Annotated in this window: 23 protein-coding genes; 20 read left to right on the forward strand and 3 right to left on the reverse strand. The window is 71.6% G+C overall.

The window, feature by feature from the left end; genetic code table 11:
• From M1L60_RS44685 to M1L60_RS44765, 17 genes are all read left to right on the forward strand, one after another.
• A partial coding sequence (locus M1L60_RS44685) for a hypothetical protein (protein WP_253243701.1) occupies positions 1 to 702 on the forward strand: 702 nt, incomplete at its 5' end.
• A gap of 12 nt (positions 703 to 714) precedes the next feature.
• A complete protein-coding gene (locus tag M1L60_RS44690; RefSeq protein WP_253243702.1) occupies positions 715 to 1,860 on the forward strand; it encodes an alpha/beta fold hydrolase in 1,146 nt (381 codons plus the stop codon).
• A gap of 90 nt (positions 1,861 to 1,950) precedes the next feature.
• A complete protein-coding gene (locus M1L60_RS44695) occupies positions 1,951 to 2,277 on the forward strand; it encodes a PadR family transcriptional regulator (protein ID WP_253243703.1) in 327 nt (108 codons plus the stop codon).
• On the forward strand, positions 2,274 to 2,636 hold the full coding sequence (locus M1L60_RS44700; protein ID WP_253243704.1) for a DUF1048 domain-containing protein: 363 nt from the start codon (positions 2,274 to 2,276) through the stop codon (positions 2,634 to 2,636). Before M1L60_RS44695 ends, M1L60_RS44700 begins: the two co-directional genes overlap by 4 nt.
• On the forward strand, positions 2,633 to 2,896 hold the full coding sequence (locus M1L60_RS44705) for a DUF1048 domain-containing protein (RefSeq protein ID WP_253243705.1): 264 nt from the start codon (positions 2,633 to 2,635) through the stop codon (positions 2,894 to 2,896). Before M1L60_RS44700 ends, M1L60_RS44705 begins: the two co-directional genes overlap by 4 nt.
• A gap of 150 nt (positions 2,897 to 3,046) precedes the next feature.
• Positions 3,047 to 5,686: a TIR domain-containing protein gene (locus M1L60_RS44710; protein ID WP_253243706.1), complete on the forward strand. Its 2,640-nt coding sequence runs from the start codon at positions 3,047 to 3,049 to the stop codon at positions 5,684 to 5,686.
• Complete coding sequence (locus M1L60_RS44715) at positions 5,674 to 8,283, forward strand: WD40 repeat domain-containing protein (protein WP_253243707.1); 2,610 nt, start codon at positions 5,674 to 5,676, stop codon at positions 8,281 to 8,283. Before M1L60_RS44710 ends, M1L60_RS44715 begins: the two co-directional genes overlap by 13 nt.
• A 113-nt stretch (positions 8,284 to 8,396) precedes the next feature.
• Positions 8,397 to 9,368 (forward strand): glycosyltransferase family 2 protein, encoded by a 972-nt coding sequence (locus M1L60_RS44720; protein ID WP_253243708.1) that lies wholly within the window; start codon positions 8,397 to 8,399, stop codon positions 9,366 to 9,368.
• The gene (locus M1L60_RS44725; protein WP_253243709.1) at positions 9,365 to 10,549 is read left to right on the forward strand and encodes a mannosyltransferase family protein; all 1,185 of its coding nucleotides are present in this window, start codon (positions 9,365 to 9,367) and stop codon (positions 10,547 to 10,549) included. Before M1L60_RS44720 ends, M1L60_RS44725 begins: the two co-directional genes overlap by 4 nt.
• A gap of 42 nt (positions 10,550 to 10,591) precedes the next feature.
• Positions 10,592 to 11,254 (forward strand): response regulator transcription factor, encoded by a 663-nt coding sequence (locus tag M1L60_RS44730; protein ID WP_253243742.1) that lies wholly within the window; start codon positions 10,592 to 10,594, stop codon positions 11,252 to 11,254.
• Entirely contained in the window at positions 11,254 to 12,303 is a 1,050-nt protein-coding gene (locus M1L60_RS44735; RefSeq protein ID WP_253243710.1) for a sensor histidine kinase, read from the forward strand. Before M1L60_RS44730 ends, M1L60_RS44735 begins: the two co-directional genes overlap by 1 nt.
• Positions 12,304 to 12,459: 156 nt before the next feature.
• Positions 12,460 to 13,242 carry a polysaccharide deacetylase family protein gene (locus tag M1L60_RS44740; RefSeq protein WP_253243711.1) on the forward strand — a complete coding sequence of 261 codons (783 nt, stop codon included), beginning with the start codon at positions 12,460 to 12,462 and terminating at the stop codon, positions 13,240 to 13,242.
• A 5-nt stretch (positions 13,243 to 13,247) separates the two neighbouring features.
• The gene (locus M1L60_RS44745; RefSeq protein WP_253243712.1) at positions 13,248 to 14,315 is read left to right on the forward strand and encodes an LCP family protein; all 1,068 of its coding nucleotides are present in this window, start codon (positions 13,248 to 13,250) and stop codon (positions 14,313 to 14,315) included.
• A 342-nt stretch (positions 14,316 to 14,657) separates the two neighbouring features.
• Positions 14,658 to 15,209 carry a hypothetical protein gene (locus M1L60_RS44750; RefSeq protein WP_253243713.1) on the forward strand — a complete coding sequence of 184 codons (552 nt, stop codon included), beginning with the start codon at positions 14,658 to 14,660 and terminating at the stop codon, positions 15,207 to 15,209.
• Entirely contained in the window at positions 15,206 to 15,364 is a 159-nt protein-coding gene (locus tag M1L60_RS44755) for a hypothetical protein (RefSeq protein WP_253243714.1), read from the forward strand. Before M1L60_RS44750 ends, M1L60_RS44755 begins: the two co-directional genes overlap by 4 nt.
• A gap of 71 nt (positions 15,365 to 15,435) precedes the next feature.
• Positions 15,436 to 16,443, forward strand: a complete 1,008-nt coding sequence (locus M1L60_RS44760) for an NAD(P)H-quinone oxidoreductase (RefSeq protein ID WP_253243715.1) — start codon at positions 15,436 to 15,438, stop codon at positions 16,441 to 16,443.
• Entirely contained in the window at positions 16,425 to 16,685 is a 261-nt protein-coding gene (locus M1L60_RS44765; RefSeq protein WP_253243716.1) for a hypothetical protein, read from the forward strand. Before M1L60_RS44760 ends, M1L60_RS44765 begins: the two co-directional genes overlap by 19 nt.
• On the opposite strand, the gene M1L60_RS44770 is transcribed toward M1L60_RS44765, so the two are convergent.
• Genes M1L60_RS44770 through M1L60_RS44780 form a run of 3 tightly spaced genes read right to left on the reverse strand, consistent with a single transcriptional unit; the run spans position 16,639 to position 22,413 of the window.
• Positions 16,639 to 19,398 carry an ATP-binding protein gene (locus M1L60_RS44770; protein ID WP_253243717.1) on the reverse strand — a complete coding sequence of 920 codons (2,760 nt, stop codon included), beginning with the start codon at positions 19,396 to 19,398 and terminating at the stop codon, positions 16,639 to 16,641. The genes M1L60_RS44765 and M1L60_RS44770 overlap by 47 nt on opposite strands.
• Positions 19,395 to 19,586, reverse strand: coding sequence for a hypothetical protein (locus M1L60_RS44775; protein ID WP_253243718.1), 192 nt, complete (start codon positions 19,584 to 19,586; stop codon positions 19,395 to 19,397). The genes M1L60_RS44770 and M1L60_RS44775 overlap by 4 nt, the downstream gene beginning before the upstream one ends.
• Positions 19,587 to 19,638: 52 nt before the next feature.
• Positions 19,639 to 22,413 (reverse strand): AfsR/SARP family transcriptional regulator, encoded by a 2,775-nt coding sequence (locus tag M1L60_RS44780; protein WP_253243719.1) that lies wholly within the window; start codon positions 22,411 to 22,413, stop codon positions 19,639 to 19,641.
• 234 nt (positions 22,414 to 22,647) lie between these two features.
• On the opposite strand from M1L60_RS44780, the gene M1L60_RS44785 reads away from it, so the two are divergent.
• Genes M1L60_RS44785 through M1L60_RS44795 form a run of 3 tightly spaced genes read left to right on the forward strand, consistent with a single transcriptional unit; the run spans position 22,648 to position 24,671 of the window.
• Positions 22,648 to 23,028 (forward strand): nuclear transport factor 2 family protein, encoded by a 381-nt coding sequence (locus M1L60_RS44785; RefSeq protein WP_253243720.1) that lies wholly within the window; start codon positions 22,648 to 22,650, stop codon positions 23,026 to 23,028.
• 39 nt (positions 23,029 to 23,067) lie between these two features.
• A complete protein-coding gene (locus M1L60_RS44790; protein ID WP_253243721.1) occupies positions 23,068 to 23,295 on the forward strand; it encodes a hypothetical protein in 228 nt (75 codons plus the stop codon).
• Positions 23,292 to 24,671 carry a DUF2252 domain-containing protein gene (locus tag M1L60_RS44795; protein WP_253243722.1) on the forward strand — a complete coding sequence of 460 codons (1,380 nt, stop codon included), beginning with the start codon at positions 23,292 to 23,294 and terminating at the stop codon, positions 24,669 to 24,671. Before M1L60_RS44790 ends, M1L60_RS44795 begins: the two co-directional genes overlap by 4 nt.
• Positions 24,672 to 24,684 lie beyond the last annotated feature (13 nt).

The raw sequence follows: 24,684 nt of genomic DNA on the forward strand, positions 1-24,684 counted from the left end.
CAGCATCAAACGCACGGCGGGCATCCTGTCCCACCAAACCACCAAGATCAAATGCTACGACCGGCTGAACTCGCCGTCAACTTCGCCGACCTCGGAACCGGCCTGGGTGTGCTGCCGCGCCAACTGAACTCACTGATCCTGTTCGACCGGTTCAGCGCGGATCTTCGGTGGAACGGCCGGCAGCCGCTCTTCCAGCCCATTCCGCTGGCGGCCCGGCATGGCGTGGATCGGGGTCCGCGACCGGATGATCAATGGGTGCAAGCCTGCTACGGAGCCACCGATTACTATGCGGATCTCTATCGCGAGCTCGAACTCTCCCTCGATGCGCCCGAGGTCAGGGAAGCCTCCGTGCGCTATCACGAATTCGACATCCTGGAGCGGCGCGACCTGGCCCGATTTGTGCGGCATCATCGGATCAACGCGGTCAATCTCAGTTATGTCCTTTACGAGATCGAACCGGAGCGCCGAGCTTTGGTGATCGAGGTTTTGCGCCGGACCTTGCGCCCACCAGGAATAATCGTTGTCACGGAGCCCGTGGCGGAATTGACCAAGCCGGGCTGCACCGTAACGGTCTACGACGACTCCCAGTCGTCTCCACAACGAGTGTGTTTGGTTTCGGACGGCCATTTTCGCGGCGACGTGCTCCCGCTCGACGATTTCGAGTCGTTCGTCGCGCGCCACCCCGTCCTCACGGACCCATGAGGAGGCGTTTCTGTGAACAGCCCGGGCGATCAGCGTTCCGACACCGCCCCTTCCGCCCGGCTCCGCATTCCGCCGTGGCTGGCCTTGGCCTCCGGCGCTCTCGGCAGTGTCATCGGCATCGCGACGAATCTGTACTCCGCCGAGTTCCGGGCCGGGCTGGAGAACTTCGGTGATGTCAACGCCACGTTGGTCTCCGGGGTGGTCACCGCCGTCGTAGCGGGCGGGACGACAGCTATTTTCTACCGGTGGTCGATCAAGCGCCGGCAACAATCGACCGTGACGGGCGGGACGATCGCGATCCAACCCGGGGTCGCGGACTTCATCGACCGGCCGATCGACGAAAAGGTGATCGGGCGTGAGTTGCACTACCTGGAGGCGAAACGCGACTCGTCCGACCTCATCGTCTTCCTGCACGGGCTCGGTCTGGACGCCTTCGACTTCCGGCCCTACATGGTGGAGAGCCGCTACCACTGCGTCGCGCTGACGTTCTACGGCTTCAACGACACCGAGAAGGACGACGATCATTACGGCGTGATCTCGCTCGACTCGCACATGGCGCTGCTGGCCTACGCGCTCGACCGGCTGCACCGGATGTACCCGAAGAAGCGGATGACGATCGTCGGGTTCTCGTTCGGCGCCGACATGATCTTGTTTCTCGACGAGTACACCCGGCGGTCCGAGAAGAGGATTCTCGCGAACATCAGCATTCACAAGGCTTTGCTGCTCGATCCGAACATCGACCGGCGCACCACGACCATCTCGTCGCGGATCGCCCGGGTCGACCAGGCCAACCCCGAGAAGCTGCTCGAGCTTCTCGGCTCGGCTTCGCAACTCGAGGAATTCCGGTATCTCTGCGAGTACCTCTACAAGATCCTGGACAAGAACTTCGCGCAGGTGCAGCGGCACGCCACCGAGGTCGTGCAGAAGTGGGACGTCGACTCGCCCGCGCGGTTCCTCGACTGTCTGGGCCGGCTGATCAGGGCCACCGGCGGCGTTCACGTGATCCTGTCGTACAACTACGAGTATCTGTTCAGCCAGGTCAGTCAGGGCGCCGACGATCGCGGGCTGGACGTCAACAGCCTCGAGTGCTGCCAGAACGATCACTTCGAGTTGATCAGCGCGTCCTTCCTCAAGGAGCGCCTCGAAGGGCTGCTCTGACTCGCGATGCCCCTCTTTGCGCCACCGGTACTCGGTGGTACGTTGTACCGGTACTGAGTGATACGAGGTACCGGGTTGAAAGGGTCAGCGGTGGAAGACCTCACCGAGATGTTGAAAGGCACGCTCGAGGGATGCGTGCTCGAGATCATCGGGCGCGAGGAGACCTATGGTTACGCCATCACGCGCCGGCTCAACGATCTCGGGTTTGCTGATGTCGTGGAGGGCACGGTTTACACGATTCTGGTGCGGCTGGAGCGGAATCGGCTGGTGCGGGTGACCAAGCGAACGTCCGAAGTGGGCCCGCCGCGCAAGTTCTATGCGCTCAACGACGCCGGGCGCGGGGAGCTGGCGATGTTCTGGGCCAAGTGGCAGTACGTCTCCGCGCGCATCGACAAACTCAAGGAGGGCGGGGCATGAGCATCTGGGAAACCGTCACGGGCGGCGACCTGAACCGGGATTGGAAGGCCTTCGCGGCGCGGGCCGCGGCGCTGTCGCCCGACCATCAGGCGGCGTGGGGCCGGATCGTTCAGCACCTCATGGCGTACGGCAGTTTCACCGGCCGCAACCTCACCCCCATCGCGGACGCTGCCCTCGCGCTGCTCGAGGAGGCCGCAGCCGACGGTCAGAGCGCCAACGAGGTGCTCGGCGACGACATCGCCGGTTTCACCACGGCCCTGGCCGGCGGGGCCGGCGCCCGCACCTACCGCGACCGTCGGCGCGAGCAGCTGAACCGCGACGTCGCCCGCAAACTGGCCCGGCTGGGGGGGCTGACATGAGCATCCGCGACATCATCGACGGCAAGAAGCAGTGGCGGGCCCACGTCGCCCGGGTCAAGATGCTCCCGCCCGACTACCGGATCGTCTACGGCGAGATCCAGCGCTACCTGTTCAAGGTCGGTTCGATCGACCTGCTCACCGGTCTCCTCGAGTTCTTCGAAGAGAGTGCCGCCTCCGGCCGCGGCGTCCTGGAGGTCACCGGCACCGACGTCGCCGCCTTCGCCGACGACCTGATCGAGGGCTCACCGACGTACGCGTAGGCCGGACGGAAAGTCCGTTCGGCCGTCCCGTTTCCGTCGATAGTCATAGGGAGGAGTGGCCGGTCACCGTCCATGTTCGACCGCTCGGTGGGCCGTGGCGCTCGCGCGGTCGCGCCATGGTGTGGGCGGTGGCGCAGGGGAGGGGACGGCATGGCCGACGACGGGCGCTCGTACGCCTACGACGCCTTCCTCTCGTACAGTCACGGGCCCGATGCGCAGCTGGCCGCGCGGCTGCAACGCCGGATCGCCCTGGCCGGGTTGCCCAGCTATCGGCCGGCTCGGCGCCGCGTCTTCCGCGACGTCACCGAGATGGCGTTCAGCCCGGATCTGCGGTCGGCGATCGATGCGGCCCTGCGCGACTCCCGATGGCTGGTCGTGGTGGCCTCGACCCGCTCCCTGGACAGCGAATGGGTGCGGGCCGAGGTCGCGTTGTGGCGGGCCGAGCGGTCCCCGCAGCACATGGTGATCGTCGACGTGGACGGCTTTCCCCGGCCCGGCCACGAGTGGCTCACCGACGGGGTGCCGGCCGAGCAGATCGTGCCCCTCGACGGCGACAACACGGCCGTACGGGTGGCGGCGCTGCTCGACTCCGTGCCGGCCGACACCCTCGGCGCCGTGGTGGCCCGGCGCCGCCGCCGGCGGACTGTCGGGCTGGCCGCCGCGGCCGTCGTGGTGGTGCTGGCCTTCGTCGCTTCGGTCACCGCGGCCGTGGTTTCCCGGCGGTACGCGGCGGCCGCCGATCGCGACCGCCGCCTGGCCGTCTCGTCGGCCCTGGCGGTGCGCAGCGAGGCCCTCCAGCTGACCGATCCGCAACTGGCCGGGCTGCTCGCCGTCGCGGCGCACGACCGGCACGCCTCACCCCGGACCGAGCATGCCCTGGCCAACGCGGCCCAGGAGCAATTGGCCGTTCCGCCGTACACGGACGTGGCCCTGACCAGCTCTCCGTTCGCCGGGGCGGTGCTGGGAGACGGGTTCGTGCTGGGCGCCGCGGACGGCACCTTGACCTACTGGGCTCCGGGATCGTCGCCGGTGGTGGCCGGACGGCTGCCGGAACCGCTCGCCGCCGTGGTCGACGGGGGCGATTCGGCCGTGCTGGCGGTCGGCGTGCGCGGCTACGTGGCCGCCGTGGCGGGACCCGGCGAGGTCCGGAAGGTGGGCGTCGTCGCGGTGAGCGCCGACGTCACCGCGGCGGCCAGGGCGGGCGGCATGCTGGTTCTGGCCTGCTCGGACGGCACTGTAAGCAGTCTCGACGCGGGCAGTCTGGCCATGCGGTCCACCGTGAGGATGGGGAAGGTGACCGCCCTGGCCGGCGACCCGCGCACGTCGACGGTGTACGCGGCCGGTGCCGACACGATGTCGGCTTGGTCCGTCCCGGCACTGACCCGGCGGTGGCAGACGAAGCCGCCCCGGCCGGTCACCGGCCTGGCGGTCGCGACGGACCGGGATGCCGTGGCGACGGCCGACGCCGTCGGCCGGGTCCGGATCTACCGCGGCCGCACCGGGACGATCGTCGAGGTGCCCAACGAGGAACTTGTCCCGGGGCACGACCAGGGCGTCGAGGTCGCGATCGGCTGGTGGCAGCAGGGCGAGACGTTCCTGTCGTCGGGGGCCGACCGTGTGCTGACCGGCGTGGATCCGTCGACCGGACTCGTGTCGGCCCGGATCAACCACAGCGCGTTGCCCGCGGCTCCGGTGGGGTTCGTCGGTGGGACCGGCGGGGTGGTGATCATCCTGCCGCGGGGAACGGTGCGGTGGGTGCCCAACACCCCGGACAAATACAACGTCGCTGCGCTGGCGCCGGTTTTCACCGAGGACGCCGGCGTGCCGAAGGTCGGTGGCGAAGTGGTCTATGCCCGGGCTCTGCTGGGCGTTTCCCCACGGCGGGGCGTCGTTCTGCAGGCGATGACCGGGTCCGGCGCCGGGGCCCAAGCAGTGGCGTTCCGGCCGGACCAGGCCGCTGCCACGGCCGCGATGCGACTGCCGGGGCCGGGGCTGCTGCTGCCGGGCACGGACGAGATAGTTATGCGTCAACCGGACGGGTCGATCGTCCGGCACGCGCTGACCGACGGCCGGCCGGTCGGTCGCCTCCGGACCGCCGGCCCGGTCCGGCTGCTGCGCGCGGCGCCGACGTCTTCCGGGTGGCTTCTGGCGGCGGCCGACGGTGTCTCCCCGCGGGCCGGCGTGTTCCGGCCGGGCGACAGCGGTCGTCTCGATCTCGACACCGGCCGGTCCGCCGCCGTCACCGATCTGGCGGTGCTGCCCACGGGCCGGGTGGCCACGATCGACACGACCGGCGCCGTCGATCTCTTCCGCGTCGACCCCGCGGTGACCCGCATCGCCACCACGAGGTCGACCGGTCCGGTGCGGCTGGTCGTGGTGGACGGCCGCGATCAGCTGGCGCTGACCGAGCGCGGGGGCCGGGTCCGGCTGCTCGACGGGGCCACGCTGGCCGATCAGGGCGCCTTCGCTGCCGCGGGCGAGGATGTCGTGGCCCTGGCCGTCGACGGCGACACGCTGGTGGTCGCGGCCGCGTACACGGGACTGGCGATCTACGACCCGGTCACCCTCGAAGCCCGTACGCCGAGCGTGTCGCGGGGGCACGCCGTCATCCGCGGCCTCGCGCGGATCGGTGGCCACGTTCTCGCCGTGTACGAGGACGGCGGCCTGGTGCGCGTGCGGTGGGACACCGTGGCTCTACGTGCGCGAGTCTGCGCATGGGTGGGCCGGATGCTGACCGACGACGAAGCCCGGCGGTTCGAGGTCGACGGGCAGCGGCCATGCCGGTCGTGAGCCTGCTGCACGCCGCCGTGCACCGGCGGGCCGCCGCGCAGTTACGCCGGGCGATGCTGCGGATCAGCCCGCGGCGGACGCGGCCGGAGCTCGTCCTGGTCGAGCGCCCGGACGATCGTCCGACCGTCGCCCTGCTCGCACCCGTGCTGACCGGGGGCCCGCAGCCCGACCTGGCCGGCGTGGCGGTGCTCGACGGCGACCTGGTCTGGTCCGGGCCGGAGCGCCGGTTCGACCGCGAGCGCAGCACCGCGCTGCCGACCGGCTGGGAGCCGGCCCTGGCCCTCGAACCGCGCTGGGTCGACCTGCGCTGGCTGCCCGCCACGTCCTTCGCCCGCTTCGATCCGCGGCTGACCGACGCCGCGGCCCAGCTGCTGGCGCCCCTGGTCGGCCTGAGCACCGAGCAGTTGCTGCGCCGTGAACGGCGCCGGGTCCGCCGGGTCCGGACCGCATTGGCCGTCCTGGCCGTCGTCGTTCTCACCGCGACGGCCGGGGCGGTGGCGACAACCCGGCAGGCCGGGCAGCAGCGCGACCGCTCCGTCGCGCAGACTGCCGCCGCCCTCGACCAGCAGTGGGCGGCCACGGCCCGGTTGCAGGTCGACAGCCACCCGGACACCGCGTTCCTGCTGGCCCGGCTGGCTCTGCGGCACAATCCGGCGCTGCCCGAGGCCCGGGCCGTCGCGCTGCGAGCGGTGCAGGCCGTCGGCCCGGTCGACGTGCTCGCCCGGCCCGGCCCGCACCGGCTGACCGGGATGGCGGTCCGCGACTCCGACGGCCTCGTGGTGGTCGGCCGCAGCGACGGCGCTCTGGTCGCGCTGGCCGCGGGCCGGCCGGTCCGGCCGATCATCACCGATCCCGGCCTGCACGAGCAGTCGGTCGTCGCGATCAGTGCCGGCCGTTTCCTCGCCGTCGGCCGCAACGGCACGTTCCGGCTGGTCGAGGCCGATCTGTCGAGCCGTCCCGTGCCGGCGCCGCCGGGCCTGGGCCCGGTCACGGCGTCGGCCTGGAGCGACGCGCAGCAGCAGGTGGTGATCGGCACCGTCACGGGCGCCGTGCACGGCTGGGACATCAGCCGGGACCGGATCAGTTGGACGGTGCCGGTGAGTGCGTCCGCCGTGCGGGCCGTGGCCGCCGCTTCGTCGGTGGCGGCGGCCGACGAGGACGGTTGGGTGAGCCTCGTCCGGAACGGCAAGGTGGCCGAGCGGCGGCCCGCGGCCGCAGCCGACGTCCCGATCGACTTCGCCCAGCCGGCGTCGAGCCTGCTCTTCCTGAACGGCGGCGACCGGCTCGCGGTCGGCAGCAACGACGGCCGGGTCCGCATCTTCACGACCGACCCGCTGCGTGCGACGACCGACCTGCGCCGGGAGACGATCATGCCGCGCACGGGACCGGTGGTCAGCCTCGGGCAGGCCGGAACCACGTTGCTGTCGACCGCGACCGACGGGAACGTCCGCTACTGGGACAGCGCCACGGCCGGCCACCTGGGCACCTCGCCGAGCTGGGGCGAACCGGGGGCCCTGCTCCACGTCGGCGCCGACCGCAAATCCTTCTATCTGGCCGCACCGGACGGCGGCGTCACGCGCCGCCGGCTCGACAGTGACCCGGCAGCCTCCCTCGGCGCGGCCTTCGGCCCTCACACGTACGTCACCAGCGCCGAACGACAGGGCCGGGTCGCGGTCCTGGACGCTGTGGCCGCGCCCGACCGGTTCACCTTGACGCTGCGCCGCAGCGACGGTGAGCCGGCGTCGCCACGGACGCTGCCGATCACCGCGGCGCTGGGGCGGGTCTCCGAGCTCGCGGCCGACGGGCAGACCGTCTTCGTGCAACGGGAAGCCGGCGTCCTCACCGTGTGGACCGAGTCCGGGATGACCCGCACTCCGGTGCCCGGCGGCCGCAAGCTCCTGAGGCTGGTCGTCTCACCCACGGGCGACCGGCTGATCGGGATGGCCTCGGGAGCGCTTGTCGTCTGGCCGCTGACCGGGGCGCAACCGGGCGAGCCGGCGGTGATCGAGGTTCGCCCCAGCGCCAACGTCGGCGTCACCTTCGTGAACCCGACCACCGTCGTCGTGGTCACCGACGACGACCGGCGGATTCCGGTCCGCGTCGACCTGCTCACCGGCCGGGCCGACCCGATCGACGAGGCCCTGACCGGGGTGAGCGCGCTGGCCGCGACCGCGGACGGCCGCACTGTCGCGGTCGCCCGCCCGGACGGCCGGCTGTCCCTCGTCGACCCGGCGACCGGCCGGGCCGGCGCTGTCAGCGACCCGCTCCCGTCCGGCGTCAGCGCGCTCGCCTTCCTCGACGAGGGTCGTACGCTGGCGGCCGGCACCAACGGCGGGAGCATCTGGCTGGTCGACGTCGCCACCGGCGCCGCGCTGGTCGTGCTGGCCGGCTCCGGCCATCAGGTGATGAAGCTGACGCCGCTGGCCGACGGCAGCCTGCTCAGTTCCGACGCCGGGGCCTTTTCCCAGCGCTGGACCATCGGCGTGGAGTCCCTGCTCCGTCGCGGCTGCGACCTCATCGGACGCCCCTTCACCGCCCAGGAGAGCCTTACCTTCCAGGTGCCGCCCGGCACGAATCCGTGCTCGGCCGGCGGTTGATTGTCACTGTCCGAAGTTGACGACCGCTACGGACGGTGGGGTGAACTCCCGGATTCGTGCCAGCCGGAGCGGCCTTATCTGGGCCTTATCCGGCTCTGATCACCGTTGTGGGCATGAATGCAGAGATCGTGGGTCCGGGACTGTCGGTAGTCGTGCCGGTTTTCAACGAGCAGGATGTGCTGCCGCTGTTCGCCGCGCGGCTGCGGCCCGTGCTCGACGCGCTCGATGTTTCGTACGAGGTGCTGACCGTCGACGACGGCAGCCGGGACGCGACGCCGGCCGTGCTGGAGCGGATGCGCCGGGAGTGGCCGCAGTTGCGGGTCGTGCGGTTGCGCCGCAACGCCGGGCATCAGAACGCGCTCACCGCGGGCCTGCACCGGGCCCGCGGCCGATACGTGGTCAGCATCGACGTCGACCTGCAGGATCCGCCCGAGGTCATCGCCGACATGCTGGCGCTGGCCCGGGCCGAGAACCTCGACGTCGTGCACGGGGTGCGCACCGATCGCAGCACCGACAGCATGTTCAAGCGCTGGTCGGCCGGGCTCTACTACCGCCTCATCCGGCGGGTCGTGGGGGCCGCCGTGCCGCACAACGCCGGGGATTTCCGCCTGCTCAGCCGCACCGCCGTGGACGCGCTGACCGAGCTTCCGGAGCAACTGCCCGTCTACCGGCTGCTGGTTCCCTGGCTGGGTCTGCCCAGCGGCGAGGTGTCGTACGCCCGGGAAGTGCGCGCGGCCGGCCGGTCCAAGTATCCGCTGGGCAAGATGATCCGGCTGGCTCTGGACAGCATCACCGGGTTCTCCGCGGCGCCGCTGCGGGTCGCGACCTGGCTGGGGCTGGCCGGTGTCGCGTTGTGCGTGCTGATGGGCGGGGGCGTCCTGGCCGCGTACGCCTGGGGCACTGTCGTTCCGGGGTGGACGTCGATGTTCGTGGCGCTGGTCTTCCTCGGCGCGCTGCAGCTGCTGGGTCTGGGCCTGCTCGGTGAGTACGTGGCGCGCATCTACACCTCGGTCCAAGGGCGTCCGGCGTACGTGGTGACGTTCGATTCCGCGGTGGCCCGGCGCCCGGCCGAGGTGCGGCTGTGACCGCGACCGCCGTACGCCCACAGGTTGATCTCAAGATTCCGGTCCCGACATCGAAGTGGCGTCCGGCGTGGCTGGCCGCCTCGGCGGTCTGGTCGGCCTCGATCGTCGTGCACGTGCTGGTCAGCGCGCTCGCCTGGCTGACCCACGAGGGCAACGGCCCCGCCCCTGATTTCTGGTCGGCGTTCCTCGGGTGGAACAACTGGGACGCCCAGCACTACGTGCGGATCGCCGAGAGCGGCTACGTAGGCCTCAGCGCCGGTTACCCGGCGTTCTTCCCGCTCTATCCGCTACTGATCCACGTGTTCGATCCGCTGCTGCCCGGCGACGGGATGGTCAGCGCCCTGGTCGTGGCCAACGCGGCCGCGTTCGGCGCCCTGGCCGTGCTGTACCGGCTGGCCGACCACGAGTTCGGGCCGCGGGTGGCCCAGCGCGCGGCCTGGTATCTCGCCGTCTTCCCGATGGGGTTCTTCCTGTTCATCGGCTACAACGAGTCGCTGTTCCTGCTGCTGGTGGTGGGCGCGCTGTACGCCGCCCGCCGCGGGCACTGGTGGCTGGCGGGCTCGCTCGGCGCGCTGTCGTCGGCGACCCGCCTGTTCGGCCTGCTGCTGATCCTGCCGCTGGCCGTCGAATACGTGCGCCAGGTCGGCCGGCGGCCCCGCCGGGACGTGCTGGCGCTGGCCCTGGTGCCGCTGGGGGTCGTCGCCTACAGCGTCTACTGCCTGATCGAGCTGGGCAGCCCGGTCCAGTTCAGCATCGCCCAGGACCAGTGGGGCCGGCGCTACACGGTCCCGGGCGAGGCGTGGCTGATCTCGATCCGGCAGATGACCGAGCACGGGCTGCTCCACAAGAACACCCTCGGCGCCATCGTCGACGCCGGCACGATCCTGATCGCGGTGGTGCTGCTGGTGCTGTGCGTGAAGGGCCCGTTCCGGTTCCGGCGGGACCAGATGTATCTCGTGGTGCAGGGGGCCATCACCCTGGTCATGCTGATGTCGACCGAGGTCGGGGGCCGCTCGATGCAGTCGTCGGCGCGCTACGCGATGGAAGCGGTGGCCATCTTCCTGCTGCTGGCCCGCATGGGCGCCAACCGGACGGCCGACCGCGCGATCCTGGTGGTCGGTGCGTCGCTGCAGGCAGTGTTCCTGGTTGTTTTCATGGCCGGAACGTTCCTGGTGGCCTGATCCTTATCGTCGCTTTATCCCGATCATGGAAGCATGGCCGACGTGCGAGTACTGGTGGCGGACGACGAAAAGCTGCTGGCCGACACGATCGCGGTGGGCCTGCGCCGGGCCGCCATGGCGGTCGACGTGGCCTACGAGGGCGGCCAGGCGATCGAGAAGATCCAGGTCAACCGGTACGACGTGGCCGTGCTCGACCGGGACATGCCGGGCGGGACGGGCGACGACGTGTGCCGGTGGATCGCCGAGCGGCAGCTCACGACCCGGGTGCTGCTGCTCACCGCGGCCGTCGGCGTCTACGACCGGGTCGAGGGGCTCAGCCTGGGCGCGGACGACTACCTGACCAAGCCGTTCGCCTTCGCCGAGCTGGTGGCCCGGGTGCAGGCGCTGGCCCGGCGGACGGCCCCGGCCCTGCCGCCGGTGCTCGAGCGCGACGGCGTGGTGGTGGACATCGCGACCCGTACGGCCAGCCGGGACGGCCGCGCGCTGGAGCTCACCAACAAGGAGTTCGGCGTCCTGCACGCGCTGATGCGGGCCCAGGGCCAGGCGGTCAGCACCGAGGACCTGCTGGAACAGGTGTGGGACGAGCACGCCGACCCGTTCAGCAACGTCGTGCGGGTGACCGTGTCGACGCTGCGCCGCAAGCTCGGCGAGCCGCCGGTCGTGCAGACGGTGCCACGGGCCGGCTACCGCATCGGGCTGGACTGATGGGACTGCGGGCCCGGCTCACCATCGCCCTCGCCGCGGCGGTGACCTGGGTCTTCGTCGCCGATTTCATCTACCACCAGCTGCCCTGGCATTGGCCCGGCTACTACCCCTGCTACGACGACGTCGACGGCATGGCGTGCCGGATCACCCGCAAGATCCCGATCGACAACCTCGTGCAGTACGGGGTCGTGCTGGCGGCGACCTCGGTGTTCGTGCCGCTGCTGATCTGGTGGGTGCTGGTGCCCGTGCGCCGGGTCCTGCCGGTCATCGCCCAGGTCGGCCCCCAGAACCTCGGGCACCGGATCCGCCCCGGGCGTGGCCGCGACGAGATGAACCGGCTGGGCCGGGCTCTGGACACGATGATGGACGGCATCGCCGCCGGCTACGAGGGGCAGCGCAGCTTCGCCGCCAACGCCTCGCACGAGCTGCGTACGCCGTTGGCCCTGCAACGCACGCTGATCGAGGTCGGCATGGCCGAGCCGCTGACCCCGGAACAGTCGGCCCTGCTGGCGAGCCAGCTGCTCGAGACCAACTCCCGCAACGAGCGCCTCATCGAGGGTCTGCTCGTGCTCAGCCAGGCCGACCAGGGCCTCGCTTCGAGCACCCCGCACCGCCTCGACCGCATCGCCGACGACGTCGTCACCGCCCACACCCGGGCCGCGCAGGACGCCGACATCAAGATCAAAACCGAATTGCGGCCGTACGAAGTGAGGGGCGACGGCGTGCTGCTGGAGCGCCTGATCCGCAACCTCGTGCACAACGCCATCAAGTACAACCGGCCCGGCGGATCGGTGGTGGTCGTCGTCAGCCCGGCCGACGGCGCGCTCACCGTGCAGAACACCGGCCCGCTGGTCCCGGCCGAGGACGTGACCCGCCTGTTCGAGCCGTTCACCCGCCTGGCCACCGGGCGCATCGACCACAGCGGGGGCAGCGGGCTGGGGCTGGCCATCGCCCGCTCGATCGTGCGCGCCCACGGCGGCACCATCACCGCCACCGCCCCGGCCGACGGCGGCCTGCACATCCGGGTCGACCTGCCCACGACGGACTGAGCCGGCCTTTTGGTTACCTCGGCGGCGCAATTGTGAGAAAGCCCCGGCACAACCGGCGCCTGATCGATTCCTGACAACTGCTCAGCAAGCTTTCGGTTCTCCGCGAACGAATCGCCGCTCCCTCTGCGGCGACCGCGCGGAGCCGGAGGTGATGACATGACGGACCAGCAGTGGACCGGCAGCAGGCGGGTGCTCCTCGCCCTCGGGGGCCTGACGTTGCTCAGCGCCTGCGCCCAGCCCCAGCCCCGGACGGCCGCTCCGCCCGTTGCCCCGACCACGCTCCCACCTTCGCCGCCGCCACCGTCCCCCTCACCCACGCCGACGGGACTGCCGCGCATCCCGGTGCAGAAGGCGCCGCGCTACGTCGTCCCGGCCGTTCCGGGCCAGAAGGTCGTGGCGCTCACCTTCGACGACGGCCCGCATCCGGTGTACACGCCGCAGGTGCTCAAGCTGCTGCGCAAGCACCACATCAAGGCCACGTTCTTCGTGGTCGGGCAGGAGGCGGCCGGTCATCCCGGGCTGATCAGGTCCATTGTCGACGACGGCCACACGGTGGGCACGCACACCTGGTCCCACGCCGACCTCCACCGGTTGCCGGCCGGGCGGGTGCGGACCGAGGTGGGCCGGGCGGTCGACACGGTGGCCGCTACGACCGGCCGGATACCCGAGCTGTTCCGGGCCCCGTACGGAAGCTGGTCGCCCGCGGTCTTCCAGGTCTGCGCGGCGCTCGGGCAGAGCTCGATCGCCTGGGACGTCGACCCGCGGGACTGGGACAACCCCGGTTCGGGCCGGATCCGCTCGAGGATCCTGGGCCAGGTCGGGAACCGGTCGATCGTGCTCACCCATGACGGTGGCGGCGACCGGTCGCCGACCGTACGAGCCTTGCGCGGAGCTCTGCCGATACTCATCGATTCCGGCTACCGTTTCGTGGGGGTGTGAAAGCGATGCGCAGACGCTGGCGGTTGATCCTCACCGTGGTCGTCGTCGTGCTCGTCACGGGATCAGTGGCCGCCGTGGCCGGGGCGCGCGCTCTCTCGCACCGCTATGAGGGCGCGGTCGAGCGGGCCGACCTGCTGCCACCCGCCCCGTCGCGGCCGGCGGGCGCCCCGACCGAGCCGCCCAAGGTCAAGGGGCCGATGAACCTGCTGCTCATCGGTTCCGACAGCCGCTCGAAAGGCGAACCGGGGGACGGGCGCAGCGATGTCGTCATCCTCGTGCACATCCCGAAGTCCACGGGCAAGGCGTACGTCATCTCGATCCCGCGCGACACGTACCTGCCGATCGCCACGGCCGACGGCGGGCGGGGATCGCGGAACAAGGTCAACGCGGCCTACGCGTGGGGCGGCGCGCCCCGGCTCGTGCAGACGCTCAACCAGTTCACCGGGGTGACGGTCGACTGGCCGGTCATCATCGACTTCGCCGGCATCCGCACGCTGACCGATCTGGTCGGCGGGGTCGACGTCACCATCGACAAGAGGAGCGTCGACTCCTACCGCTTCCTGCCCGAGGACAGCCCGTACCCGTCGGCGCCGTGCACCGACCCGCAGGGCCGGTCCCGGCGGTGCGTCGCCTTCCCGGCCGGGACGGTGCACCTCGACGGCAAGCTCGCCGAGTACTACGTGCGGCAGCGCCGCGGCCTGCCCAACGACGACCTCGACCGGTCGAAGCGGCACCAGCAGTATCTGCGGGCGCTGGCCGAGAAGATCGCCGACCAGAACCTGCTGACCGACCCGCTGAAGCTCGACCGGCTGGTCCGGACCGCGTCCGGCATGCTCACCGTCGACCGGCGCATGCCGGTGCAGCGCCTGGCGTTCACGCTGCGGCACCTGCGCGCGAAAGACCTGACTTTCATGACAGTGCCCATCGCCGAGAACCGGGACGTTCCGGGCGTCGGCGCGGTGATGGTGCCCGACCTCGCGCAGAGCCGCGAACTGTTCGCCGCCCTGCGCGGCGGCCGGCTCGACGACTACGTACGCGAGCACCCACCGAACGACGTCCGGCACGGTCGCTGACCGGGTTCCTCAGGGCACGAGAACCACCTTGCCGATGGTCCGGCCCCGCTCGACCAGGTCGTGCGCGGTGGCGGAGTGACGCCAAAGGTCGAGGCGGCCGAGCGGGGCTGGTAGGGGTCGTCCAGATCACAGTGGGCTCGACGGGGTCCGGGGCAGCGAATTCACCATGCCGGGTGGCGGAGCGGTGGTGGGATTGCACCCTGCGGGACGCCGCCGGCGGCGCCCGTGCGATGTGGCCGCGTACCGCGGGTGATGTGGCGGTCCCGGGCCCGGATCTACCTTCCGAATTGCGGGTGCCAGACCCGCGCCGGGAAACCCCGGCACAACCGGAAGGAAGATTCGATGAGCGTTCTCATCCGCGACGACCTGGTGCTCTCGCAGGCCGTTGTCACGGCCGACGTCACCGCGCCGTTCGAGCACGTCGACATCGAGCAGTGGCTCAAGACGCTGCCGACCCACGAGTACCAGCGGTGCGCCCCGGGCGACCACAAGGCCGCGGGCTACACGGTGGACGACGACGGCACCCCGATGTCGATCAACGTTGAGATGATCGGCACCGGGCTGGTCATCCAGCAGTACCGCTTCGAGGTGGCGACGCCGCACTACTGCAAGATGGTGTCGCTCTCCGACGTGTTCTCGGCGGCCGGCTGGACCACCACGCAGGTCATCTGGGAGCTCGGCATGGAGCAGCTCCAGGGCGACCAGCTGCGCTACGTGAACACCGTGACGTCGCACCCGACCGAGGACTTCCTGAAGTTCATCATCGCGAGCGGGCAGACGTTCGAGGACGCCGCCGCGGCCCGCCAGCACGCGTCCGGCGAGCACTGCAAGCTCGAGACCCCGCACTACGCCCAGAGCATCGCCAACGCCGCGATCGCCCGGGCCGCCGCATGACGACCGAAGACACGCACCCGCAGCACCACACCGTCGACGCGCACGAGCACGGCGAGGGTTGTGGTCACGAGCCGGTCGTGCACGGCGACCACGTCGATTACCTGCACGACACGCACGCGCACGCCCGGCACGACGACCACTACGACGAGCACTGAGGCGCGGGGTGACCGGCGGGGGCGCACCTGCCCGCGCCGGTCACTCGGACCCCGGCGAAAGGAGCACCCCCTTGCCTTCAGCGATACGGTTCGACCACCCGGGCCCGCCGGGTGTGCTGCGCCTGGTGCCCGTCGAACGGCCCGAACCCGGCCCGGACGAGGTGCGGATCGAGGTCGCGGCGGCCGGCGTGAACAACGCCGATCTGCTCGAACGCCGCGGGCAGTACCCGGTCCCGCCCGACGCGCCGCCCGGGCTCGGCCTCGAGTGCGCGGGCACGATAACCGCGGTCGGCCGCGACGTGACCGACTGGCGGCCGGGCGACCAGGTGTGCGCCCTGTTCGCCGGGGGCGGGTATGCCGAGGAGGCTCTCGCGCCGGCCGCGCAGGTGATGACGATCCCGGCCGGCCTGAGCATGGTCGAGGCGGCGGCCCTGCCCGAGGTCGCCTGCACCGTGTACTCGAATCTGGCCATGATCGCCGGCCTCGCCGAGGGACAGACCGTGCTGGTCCACGGGGCCGGGGGCGGAATCGGATCGTTCGCCATCCAGTGGGCGGCGGCGATCGGGGCCCGGGTCATCGCCACCGCGGGCAGCCCGGCCAAGACGGCGGCCGCCATCGAACTCGGCGCGATGGGGGCGGTCAATTACCGTGAGGACGATTTTGTCGCCGCCACGCTCGGCGCGACCGACGGCCGCGGCGTCGACGCGATTCTCGACGTCGTCGGCGCCCCGTATCTGCGGCGCAACCTGGAGTGCCTCGGACCGGACGGGCACCTGGTGATCATCGGTGGGTCGGTCGGCCCGGTCACGCTCGACCTCGGGGCGCTGCTGTCGCGGCGGGCCAGCATCTCGGCCACCCTGCTGCGCGCCCGCCCGGCCCGGCAGAAGGCGGCGATCGTCGCCGGAGTCACCCGCGACGTCCTGCCGCTCGTCGCCGCTGGTGCGATCCGGGCCGTGGTCGACACGGTCTTCCCGCTGGCGGAGGCCGGCCGGGCCCATGAGCTGCTGGAGTCCGGCCGGACCATCGGCAAGGTCGTGCTGCGGACCCGCCACCACCAGCCATGCGTGCCGTCGCCCTGAGCCTGGTCGCCGGGACCATCGCGGCCACCGACGTCCTGCGTTCGCGCGGCCGGGACCGGGCGGCCCGGCACCGGTGGGGTCAGAGCTGGCCGCTGCTCGCCGGGTTCATCGCGGGCGGCCTGCTCGGTGCGGCCGGAGCCGCTCTGGTGGGCGAGCGGGCCCTCGTGGTGCCGGCACTGATGGCGATCGCCGTGCTCATGTGCGCTGCGCGAACAGGCGAGCCAGTTCCACCCGCGAGTTGATGTCCAGCTTGCTGAAGGCGTGCCGCAGGTGGGTGCTGACCGTGTGTGGCGACAGGAACATGGCCGTCGCCACCTGCCGGTTGGTGGCACCGGCGGCGACCTTCTCGACCACCGCGGCCTCGGTCGCGGTCAGCAGCGACCAGCGGTCGCCGGGCCGGCTCGACGAGCGGGTTCCCCGCCAGCGCACACCGACCTTGCGCAGTGCGCTGCGCACCCGGGCCGCGTCGCGGATGGCGCCGGTCGACTCGTACAGGGACAGCGCCTCCTCGAGCGCGGGCCGGGACTGCTCGCCGGTCGTCGCGGCCAGGTCCTCCAGGGCCGCAGCCAGCGGCAACGAGCGGGGGAACTGCCGGTAGATCTCGATCGCGTCGGAGATGCGGTCCGAGTCGCCCGCCAGCAGGCCCCGGGCGTGGTCGGCGGTCGCCGCCAGGAACGGGAAGCCGGGGTTGGCGGCGGCCCGCTTCTCGGCCACTGTCACCGCGCGCTCGGCCCAATCCGGCTCGCCGATCGCGACCGCGATGCGGACGAACGTGACGTCGTCCGCCGGATCGACCGGCGTCCCCAGTGCCGGGCCGACGCTCCCGATCGCGGCCGCGCCCTGGACCAGAAGCTCGCGGATGCGCGCTGGGCTGCGGCTGTGCGCGACCGCGACCAGCACCCCGAGCCAGGCGCCGGCCCGGCGGACCAGGGGAGCGCGGTCGGTCCGCATCCGTTCGGCCTCGGCGTCGTAGCGGTGCGCCGCGGCCAGATCTCCGGTGTGCAGGGCCACCCGGGCCGCGATCGTCAGCGCGGTGCAGTCGGCGTAGTTGCCGGCCCCCAGTTCGTCGGCCATGGCCAGGACGCCCTCGGCCTCGGCCTGGGCGTCGGCCAGCCGCCCGGCGTCGTAGAGCAGCCGGCACCGGTCCAGGCTCCACTGCCGCACCAGCCAGGCCTGCCCGTCGTGCTGGGCCGTCCGCATGCCTTCGGCCGCCGACTGCAGTGCCCGGTCGGGCCGCCCGCCCAGCGAGTCCAGCCAGCTGCGCCATTGCACCGCGCCCCACAGGATCTGGTCCGAGCGGACGGTCCGGGAGAGCGCGACGGCCTCGTCGGCCAGCTCCACCGCTTGCTGCCAGCGGTGGTGGTACAGCGCGGAGACCGAGGACGAGGCCAGTCCGACCGCCCGGGCGCCGTCGTCGCCCGCTGCGGCCGCCGCGGCCAGCGCACGGCCGAGCACCTCGTCGGCCCGGTCGAAGTCGCCCATCATCGTCAGGTTGACGCCCATCAGCGCCAGGGCCTGGGCCCGGCCGGCCAACGGCAGGGCGGCGGACCCGACCGCGATCTCACACTGCAGTACGGCCTCGGCGAACGAGTACTGGCTGCTGGCCGCGGCGAGGCCGAGCCGAGCCGACGCCTCGGTGGCCGAGTCGATGCCGTCGACCAGCAGTGTGTGCCCCAGGGCGGTCGCCTCGGCGGCCCGCCCGGCCAGCCACAGCAGCCGGATCGTCTCCACGGTGATCGCCCGGTGGGCCGGCGAGTACTCCGCGGTGAGGGCCAGCGCGCGCCGGCTGAGGTCGGCGGCCCGTGACGGCGCCCCCAGGGCCAGTTCCGCCGCGGCCCGGCGCAGGGTGGCGACCGCCTCCTCGTCGCCGGGTTCGGCGCTGTCGGTCAGCAAAGCGGCGACCTCGGCCGGTGAATGACCGAACTCGGCTGCAAGGTCGGCCGCCTCGCGCCGGATGGCCCGGCTCACCGCGGCCGGGACGGTGGCCCGTACGGCCTCCCGGATCAGATCGTGCCGGAACACCAGGTCTTGTTCGTCGGTGTGGACCAGATCCTCGACCTGCGCCTCCCGCAGCGGGGTGACCAGTGTGGCCGGCGGTCGGCGCAGCACTGCGCCGAGGAAGGGCACATCGATCCGGCGCGACAATACCGCGGCCACCTCGAGCACCGCCCGCCCGTCGGGGGTCAACCGGCCCAGGCGGCGACCGACCAGAGTGCCGAACCGGGCGGGCAGGTCGGTCCGGCCCTCGCCCCGGATGCCGGACAACAGCTCGCTGATCAGCAACGGGTTGTTGCCGGCCCCGCCGACCAGCGCGAGCACCGCCAGCGAGGCCTCGTCGCCGAGCACATCGCGCGCCATCTGAGCCGCCGCGTCGTCGTCCAGTCGATCCAGCCGCACGGTGGTCGCGCCGGACGCCTCGAGCCGGGCCCGCGTCTCGGTGTAGCCGGCGTTGTCGTCGCCCGGACGCCCGGCGAACAACCAGGTGATCGCCACGCCGGCCAGCCGTCCGGGCAGCGCCCGCAGCGCCAGCATCGTCAGGTCGTCGCACCACTGCAGGTCGTCGACCAGCAGCAGCACCGGCCGGCGGGCGGCGACTCTTTCCAGCCCCTCCTGCACTTCTTGCAGCAGCCAGTAGCGGTGGTCGGGACGGGTGGCCAGGGCCCGGGCCCTGGCCGCGTCGAGCACCGGCTCGGGCCCCGCGAGCAGGGCGCGCAGCAATCCCTCGCCGGGCATCACGGCCGCGTCGGGCTCGCCGGAGACCCGCAGGACCCGCAGGCCGTACGGCCGGGACAGCCGTTCCGCCTCGAGCAGGAGCCGCGACTTGCCGGTCCCGGGTGCTCCTGTGACCACGACGGTCGAGCCGCGCCCGCCGGCCAAGGCGGCCAGCCGCTCGGAGAGCACTGCGAGCTCACGATCGCGGCCGCGCAACGGACACAGTTGTGGATCTTTGTTCATGCCGACCGGTCCCCTGGGATCGTGGCGGTCGCCGCGGCCGCGGCATCGCGGACCAGGGAACGCAAGGACACTGGCGGAGCGAGCACCGGGATCCCCGCGTCGAGCAGTTCCGGCACGATCCGGGCGAAGCTGGAGGCATCGGTGAAAGCGCCGAGGACGAGGACGACCGTGGGCTTCGGATGGTTCATGACAGGTCCTCTTCGTGACGAGGGCCTGAGCACAACAAAGGTCAGTGCACGATCACTGCAAGCCGGCCGCGCCTGCCCGCACTGCGAGAACGTGGTCGATGTCGGCCCGCTCGCTCGCCAGCTTCTCGGGGCCGAAGTACTCCAGCAGCGTCGTCTCGTGCCGTTGCCCCAGTTCCAGATAGAGATGAGCCGCGGTGCGGGCCCGGGCCACGTCCCCGAGGCTGTGGTACGACCGGGCCAGCAGCCAGCTCGCCGTGTGCAAGGCGTAGGCGTTGCCGGGCGACGAATGCGCCAGCGCCCATTCCGCCATCTCGACCGCGCCCGGGTCGTCGCCCGTGTCGTGGGCGATCGAAGACCGTTGCAGGGCCACGGCGACCTGGAACTCGGTCATGCCGGCCGCGTCGGCCACGTCGTAGGCCTCGGCGGCGACCACCGCGCTCTCGGCCAGGCGTCCGGACTCGTCCAAGGTGATCGACTGCACGTTCAGCGCATAGGCGAGCACGCTGGGATCCCCGGCCTGCCGGGCCGCCGCCACCGAGCGCTCCGCGTAGTCGCAGTGGCGGTCCGGCCCGAATCTCGTCACCGGCGGCGTGGCCAGGATCCGCAGGACGTGGGCCTGAAGGATGAGGTCGCCGCGCTGCTCCGCTATGGCGAGGGCCCGGAACAGGTACCGGAGGGCCCGGTCGGGGTCGACGTTGGTCAGGTCGTTGGCCAGGTCGCGCAGCATCAGGGATTCCAGCTCGGGGTCGTCGCGCTGCTCGACCTCGTGCAAGATGCGTTGCCCGCGGCGGTGGTCGTCGGCCGTCCGTTCGAGCCGGGCCGATCGGATCGGCCGCAGGTGCAGGTGGATCAGGGCGGCCTCCCGGACCCAGCCCCGATCCAGGGCGAGGTCGGCCGCGCCCGCGACGGCCAGGCGTTCCCGGCCGTACCAGTCCAGCGCCGCGGCGACCCCCGGCGGCTGGAGGGCGAACACGCCCTCCGGGGCCGGATCGAGCTCCACGGGTGGCCGCAGCCGGAAGGCCAGGTATCCGTTGCGCGTGGAGTGCAGGTAATGGCCGACCAGCCGGCGTTCCGCCGCGTGCCGGTCGGCCTGGTCCTCTTCGAGCAGTTCAGCGGCGTACGCGTGCAACAGGTCGTGCACCGTGTGCCGGCCCTCACCGAGTTGGGTGATCATGTTGGCCGTGACCAGTTCGGTCATCTGTGCCCGCACCTCGGCGCCCGCGATGCTGCTCGCCGCGCCGGTCGACATCTGCGCCGCCGGGTGCACGGCGAGCAGCCGGAACAGCCGGGCCGCCGGCGGGGTCAGGATGGCGTACGACCACGACAGGGCGGACCGGACGTCGTCGTTCTGCTCGCCCGTGGCCAGTCCGTCGAGCCGGCGTCCGGCCGAGTCCAGCTCGGTCGCCACGTCGCCCAGGCTGAGTTCCGGGCTGACCGCGATCCGGGCCGCCGCGATCGACAGCGCCAGCGGCAGCCCGGCGCAGAGCCGGACGAGCCGGTCCGCGGCCACCGGCTCGGCGGCCAGCCGGTCCGCACCGAGCCGCAGCTTGAGCAGGTCTTTGGATGCGTGGTGGCTGAGCCGGTCGACGTGCACGGGCCAGGCGCCGGCCCGGGCCACCAGGCTCGGCATCCGGTTGCGGCTGGTGACTACGACCAGGCAGCCCGGGGCGGCGGGCAGCAGCGGGCGGACCTGGGCCGAGTCGCGGGCGTTGTCCAGCAGAACGAGCATGCGCCGGTCGGCCAGCAGCGACCGGAACTGGCGAGCCAGCGCCTCCGGGTCGTCGCTGGCGCTCGGTGGGGCGCCCATCGACAGCAGCAGGGCGGCCAGGGCCTCGCGCGGGCTCAGCTGCCGCCCGTCCGGATCGAAGCCGCGCAGGTCGAGGTAGAGCTGCCCGTCCGGGTAGTCGACGGCGATCCGGTGGGCCCAGTCGACGGCCAGGGCGGTCTTGCCGGAGCCGCCCATGCCGCTGAGCACGATGACGGACGACCCGCGTCCGGCCGCCATCGCGGTCATCAGGTCTTCCCGGGAGCTGAAGGCGGCCACCCGTAGCGGCAGCTGAGCGGGCCGGGTGGCCGCGGCTGCGGGCTCCTCAGGGTCGGCCACAGCGTCGAGGTGGGCCGCTCGCAGTTCGATCCCCGGGTCGGCGCCGAGGTCGTCGGCCAGCTTCCGTCGTACCGTCTCGAAGTGGGCCAGCGCTTCGGCCCGGCGCCCGGACACGGTCAGCAGCCGGATGACCCGGGCCTGTAGTGGCTCGTGCAGGGGCGTCGCCGCGGCGTAGGTCTCAAGCAGGGGGAGCAGGTGCGGCGCCTGCAGATCGGCCGCCTCGACCGCCGCCTGAGCGCGCGCGGCCTCGATCGCCTGGAAAACGGGCAGCGCGGCCAGGGCCGGCGGCAACTCGCCGAACGGCGGGTCGTGGGCCAGCCGCAACGCCTGTTCGTACATCTGGGTGGCCTGCGCCCGGTCGCCGGCCCGCGCCGCCGCCAGTAGCGCGAAGAACGCGGCCAGATCGCTGACCCGCGGATCCTGGTGCAGCCGGTAGCCGTCGCCGAGCGGCTTGACCCACTCGCCGTACTCCCGGTTGGGCAGGCCGGGCTCGAACAGCCGGCGGACCTGCCCGATCAGCCGCTGCACCTGATTCACCGCGCTGGCCGGGGGCCGCTCACCCCACAGCGTGTCGACCAGCTCGGACGTGCTCACCACGGCTCCCCGCGCCGCCAGCAGCACGGCCAGCACGGCCCGCTGCCGCGGCGATCCCAGCTCGACCTCGCCCCCGTCGCGCCACAGCCGCAGCCCGCCGAACACCCGGACCCGCACGCTGGTGATCATGATCGAATGATCGGCCAGGTCTGCCTTCGGCCGCAACATTTCCGCAGGTGAAGAGTGCTTTCGGGCATTCACGACGCCCTGGGCGTGCCCCGCGAGCCCGACCACGGCGGCGGGCGGCGCGGCACCGATCTGTTCAACACCTGGCGCATGCCGATGCAGCACCTGGCTTTCACGCAGCGGCACCCGCGGGCCATGTTCCCGCAACATGGCCTCGGGGTTGTACGTTCGGGTCCCATGACATTCCCTGTGGTCGGCCGGCTCGTCGACGCCATCAACGCCCACGACCTGGACGCGATCGCCGCGACGTTCGCTTCGGACTTCACCAGCGTGTGGCCGGCCCACCCGGCCCGCTCGTTCGACGGCCCGCAAAATGTACGAAAGAACTGGGAATTCATCTTCGCGCAGTTCCCGGACATTCGGATCGCGGTGACCGGATCGGTCGAATCGGCGGACGAGTTCTGGGGCGAGTTCCATTACGTACGGCCGGGGGCGGCCGACCTGCGCGGCGTGATCATCATCAAGGTGCGCGGCGACGAGATCGTCGAGTCGCGGTTCTTCATGGAAGAGGTCGAGGAGGGAGCGGTTCCGCACCCGATGCCGGGCGTCGTCCGGTGACCTTGACTGTGTGGTCAGCACACAGTTTCTGATGGGGGCATGTTCCGCTCCCGCATCGACTTCGTCCTGCTGGCCGGGGTCGTTCTCTCGACTTACGCCGGCGGCATCGAAGACAAACCGACTGCCGCTTCGGCGGTTGCGCCGACCACAGCCGCGACGGTCGTGCTGACGAGTTCTGCTCCGGAGCCGGCCGGCGAGGAGGCCGGGCCGGTGCTGCGCGAGGAGTTCGTGTCACTCGGATCCCGGAAGAAGGCGGCGCGATCGTGACGAGCGAATCAGTTGTCCGCGACCGCTCGTCGGGGACCGTGACCGCCGATGCGAGCGACGGCCGCCGTGCGCGCCGGCAGGCCCCGCGCCGGGCGGCGGGGATCTGGGACCCCAGCCGCCGTCAGATGCGGGCGCTCGACCGGCTGCGGGCCCAGGAAGCCGTACGCGATCCGGAGCTTCTGCCGTTGCGGTATGCCCGGATGGCGGCCTCACCGTGGACCTACCTGCGCGGTGCAGCCGCAGTGATGGCCGCCGATCTGGCGACGGCGCCCCATTCGGGTCTGACGGTGCAGATGTGCGGTGACGCCCACATCCTCAACTTCGGGTTGTGGGCGTCACCCGAACGGCAGTTGCTCTTCGACGCCCGCGACTTCGACGAAACCCTGCCCGGCCCCTTCGAGTGGGACCTGAAACGCCTGACGACCAGCATCTATGTGCTCGCAGCCGCGGAACATCTGGGCAACCGATGCGCCGAGGACGCGGCCACCGCAGCGGTCGAAACCTACAGCCAGGCGATGCGGAAATACGCCGGCTTGGGTGAGCTGGACATCTGGTACGACCGGATCACCTCCGACGTGCCGCTGCGGGGCTTGACGTCGGAATTCGCCGAGGCCGCCGCCCGCACCGTCGAGAAGCAGGCCAGGAAACGGACCCACCACGGAACGGCCCGCCAACTGGTCTCCGAGGAGGGCGGCCGGCGCCACATCTCGCTGGACCCGATGAAGCGGCTCGACGAGGGCATGACCCTCGACCAGCGGGTACAAGGCTACGAGGAGTTCTACGACACTTATCTGACCTCGATCTCGCCCCACCTGCGCCGCCTGGTCCACCGTTTCCGGCGGGTCGACTCGGTCCGCCAGATCATCGGCGTGGGCAGCGTAGGCATGCGCGTCTGGCTGCACCTGCTGGAGGGCGACAGCGGCCGCCAGCCCGTTTTCTCGCAGGCGAAACAGGCAACCGCGTCGGTCTACGAGGAGTTCCTGGGTCCCAGCGAGTTCACCAACCACGGCGAACGCGTCATCGTCGGCCAACGCCTGATGCAGTCGGCCAGCGACATCTTCCTGGGCCACATGCGCGTGCACGGCCACGACTACTACGTACGCCAGTTCCGCGACATGAAAATTATCCCCAGCGGCCAGCAGATCGCGGGCTACCTGCCTCAGTTCGCCGCCGCGTGCGGCCACGCTCTGGCCAAGTCCCACGCCCGCAGCGGCGACCCCGCCGCCATCACCGGCTACATCGGCCGGGGCCCCGCCTTCCGGCACGGCATCCTCCAGTACGCCCGCGCCTACGCCGCCCAGACCCGGACCGACCACACCGAGCTACGCACAGCCATCACCAGCAACGAAGTCCGAGCAGCCGAACGCGCCTGGTAGGAGCCCCTCCCGG

The organism is Paractinoplanes aksuensis (assembly GCF_024137025.1).
Lineage (GTDB): Bacteria > Actinomycetota > Actinomycetes > Mycobacteriales > Micromonosporaceae > Actinoplanes > Actinoplanes aksuensis.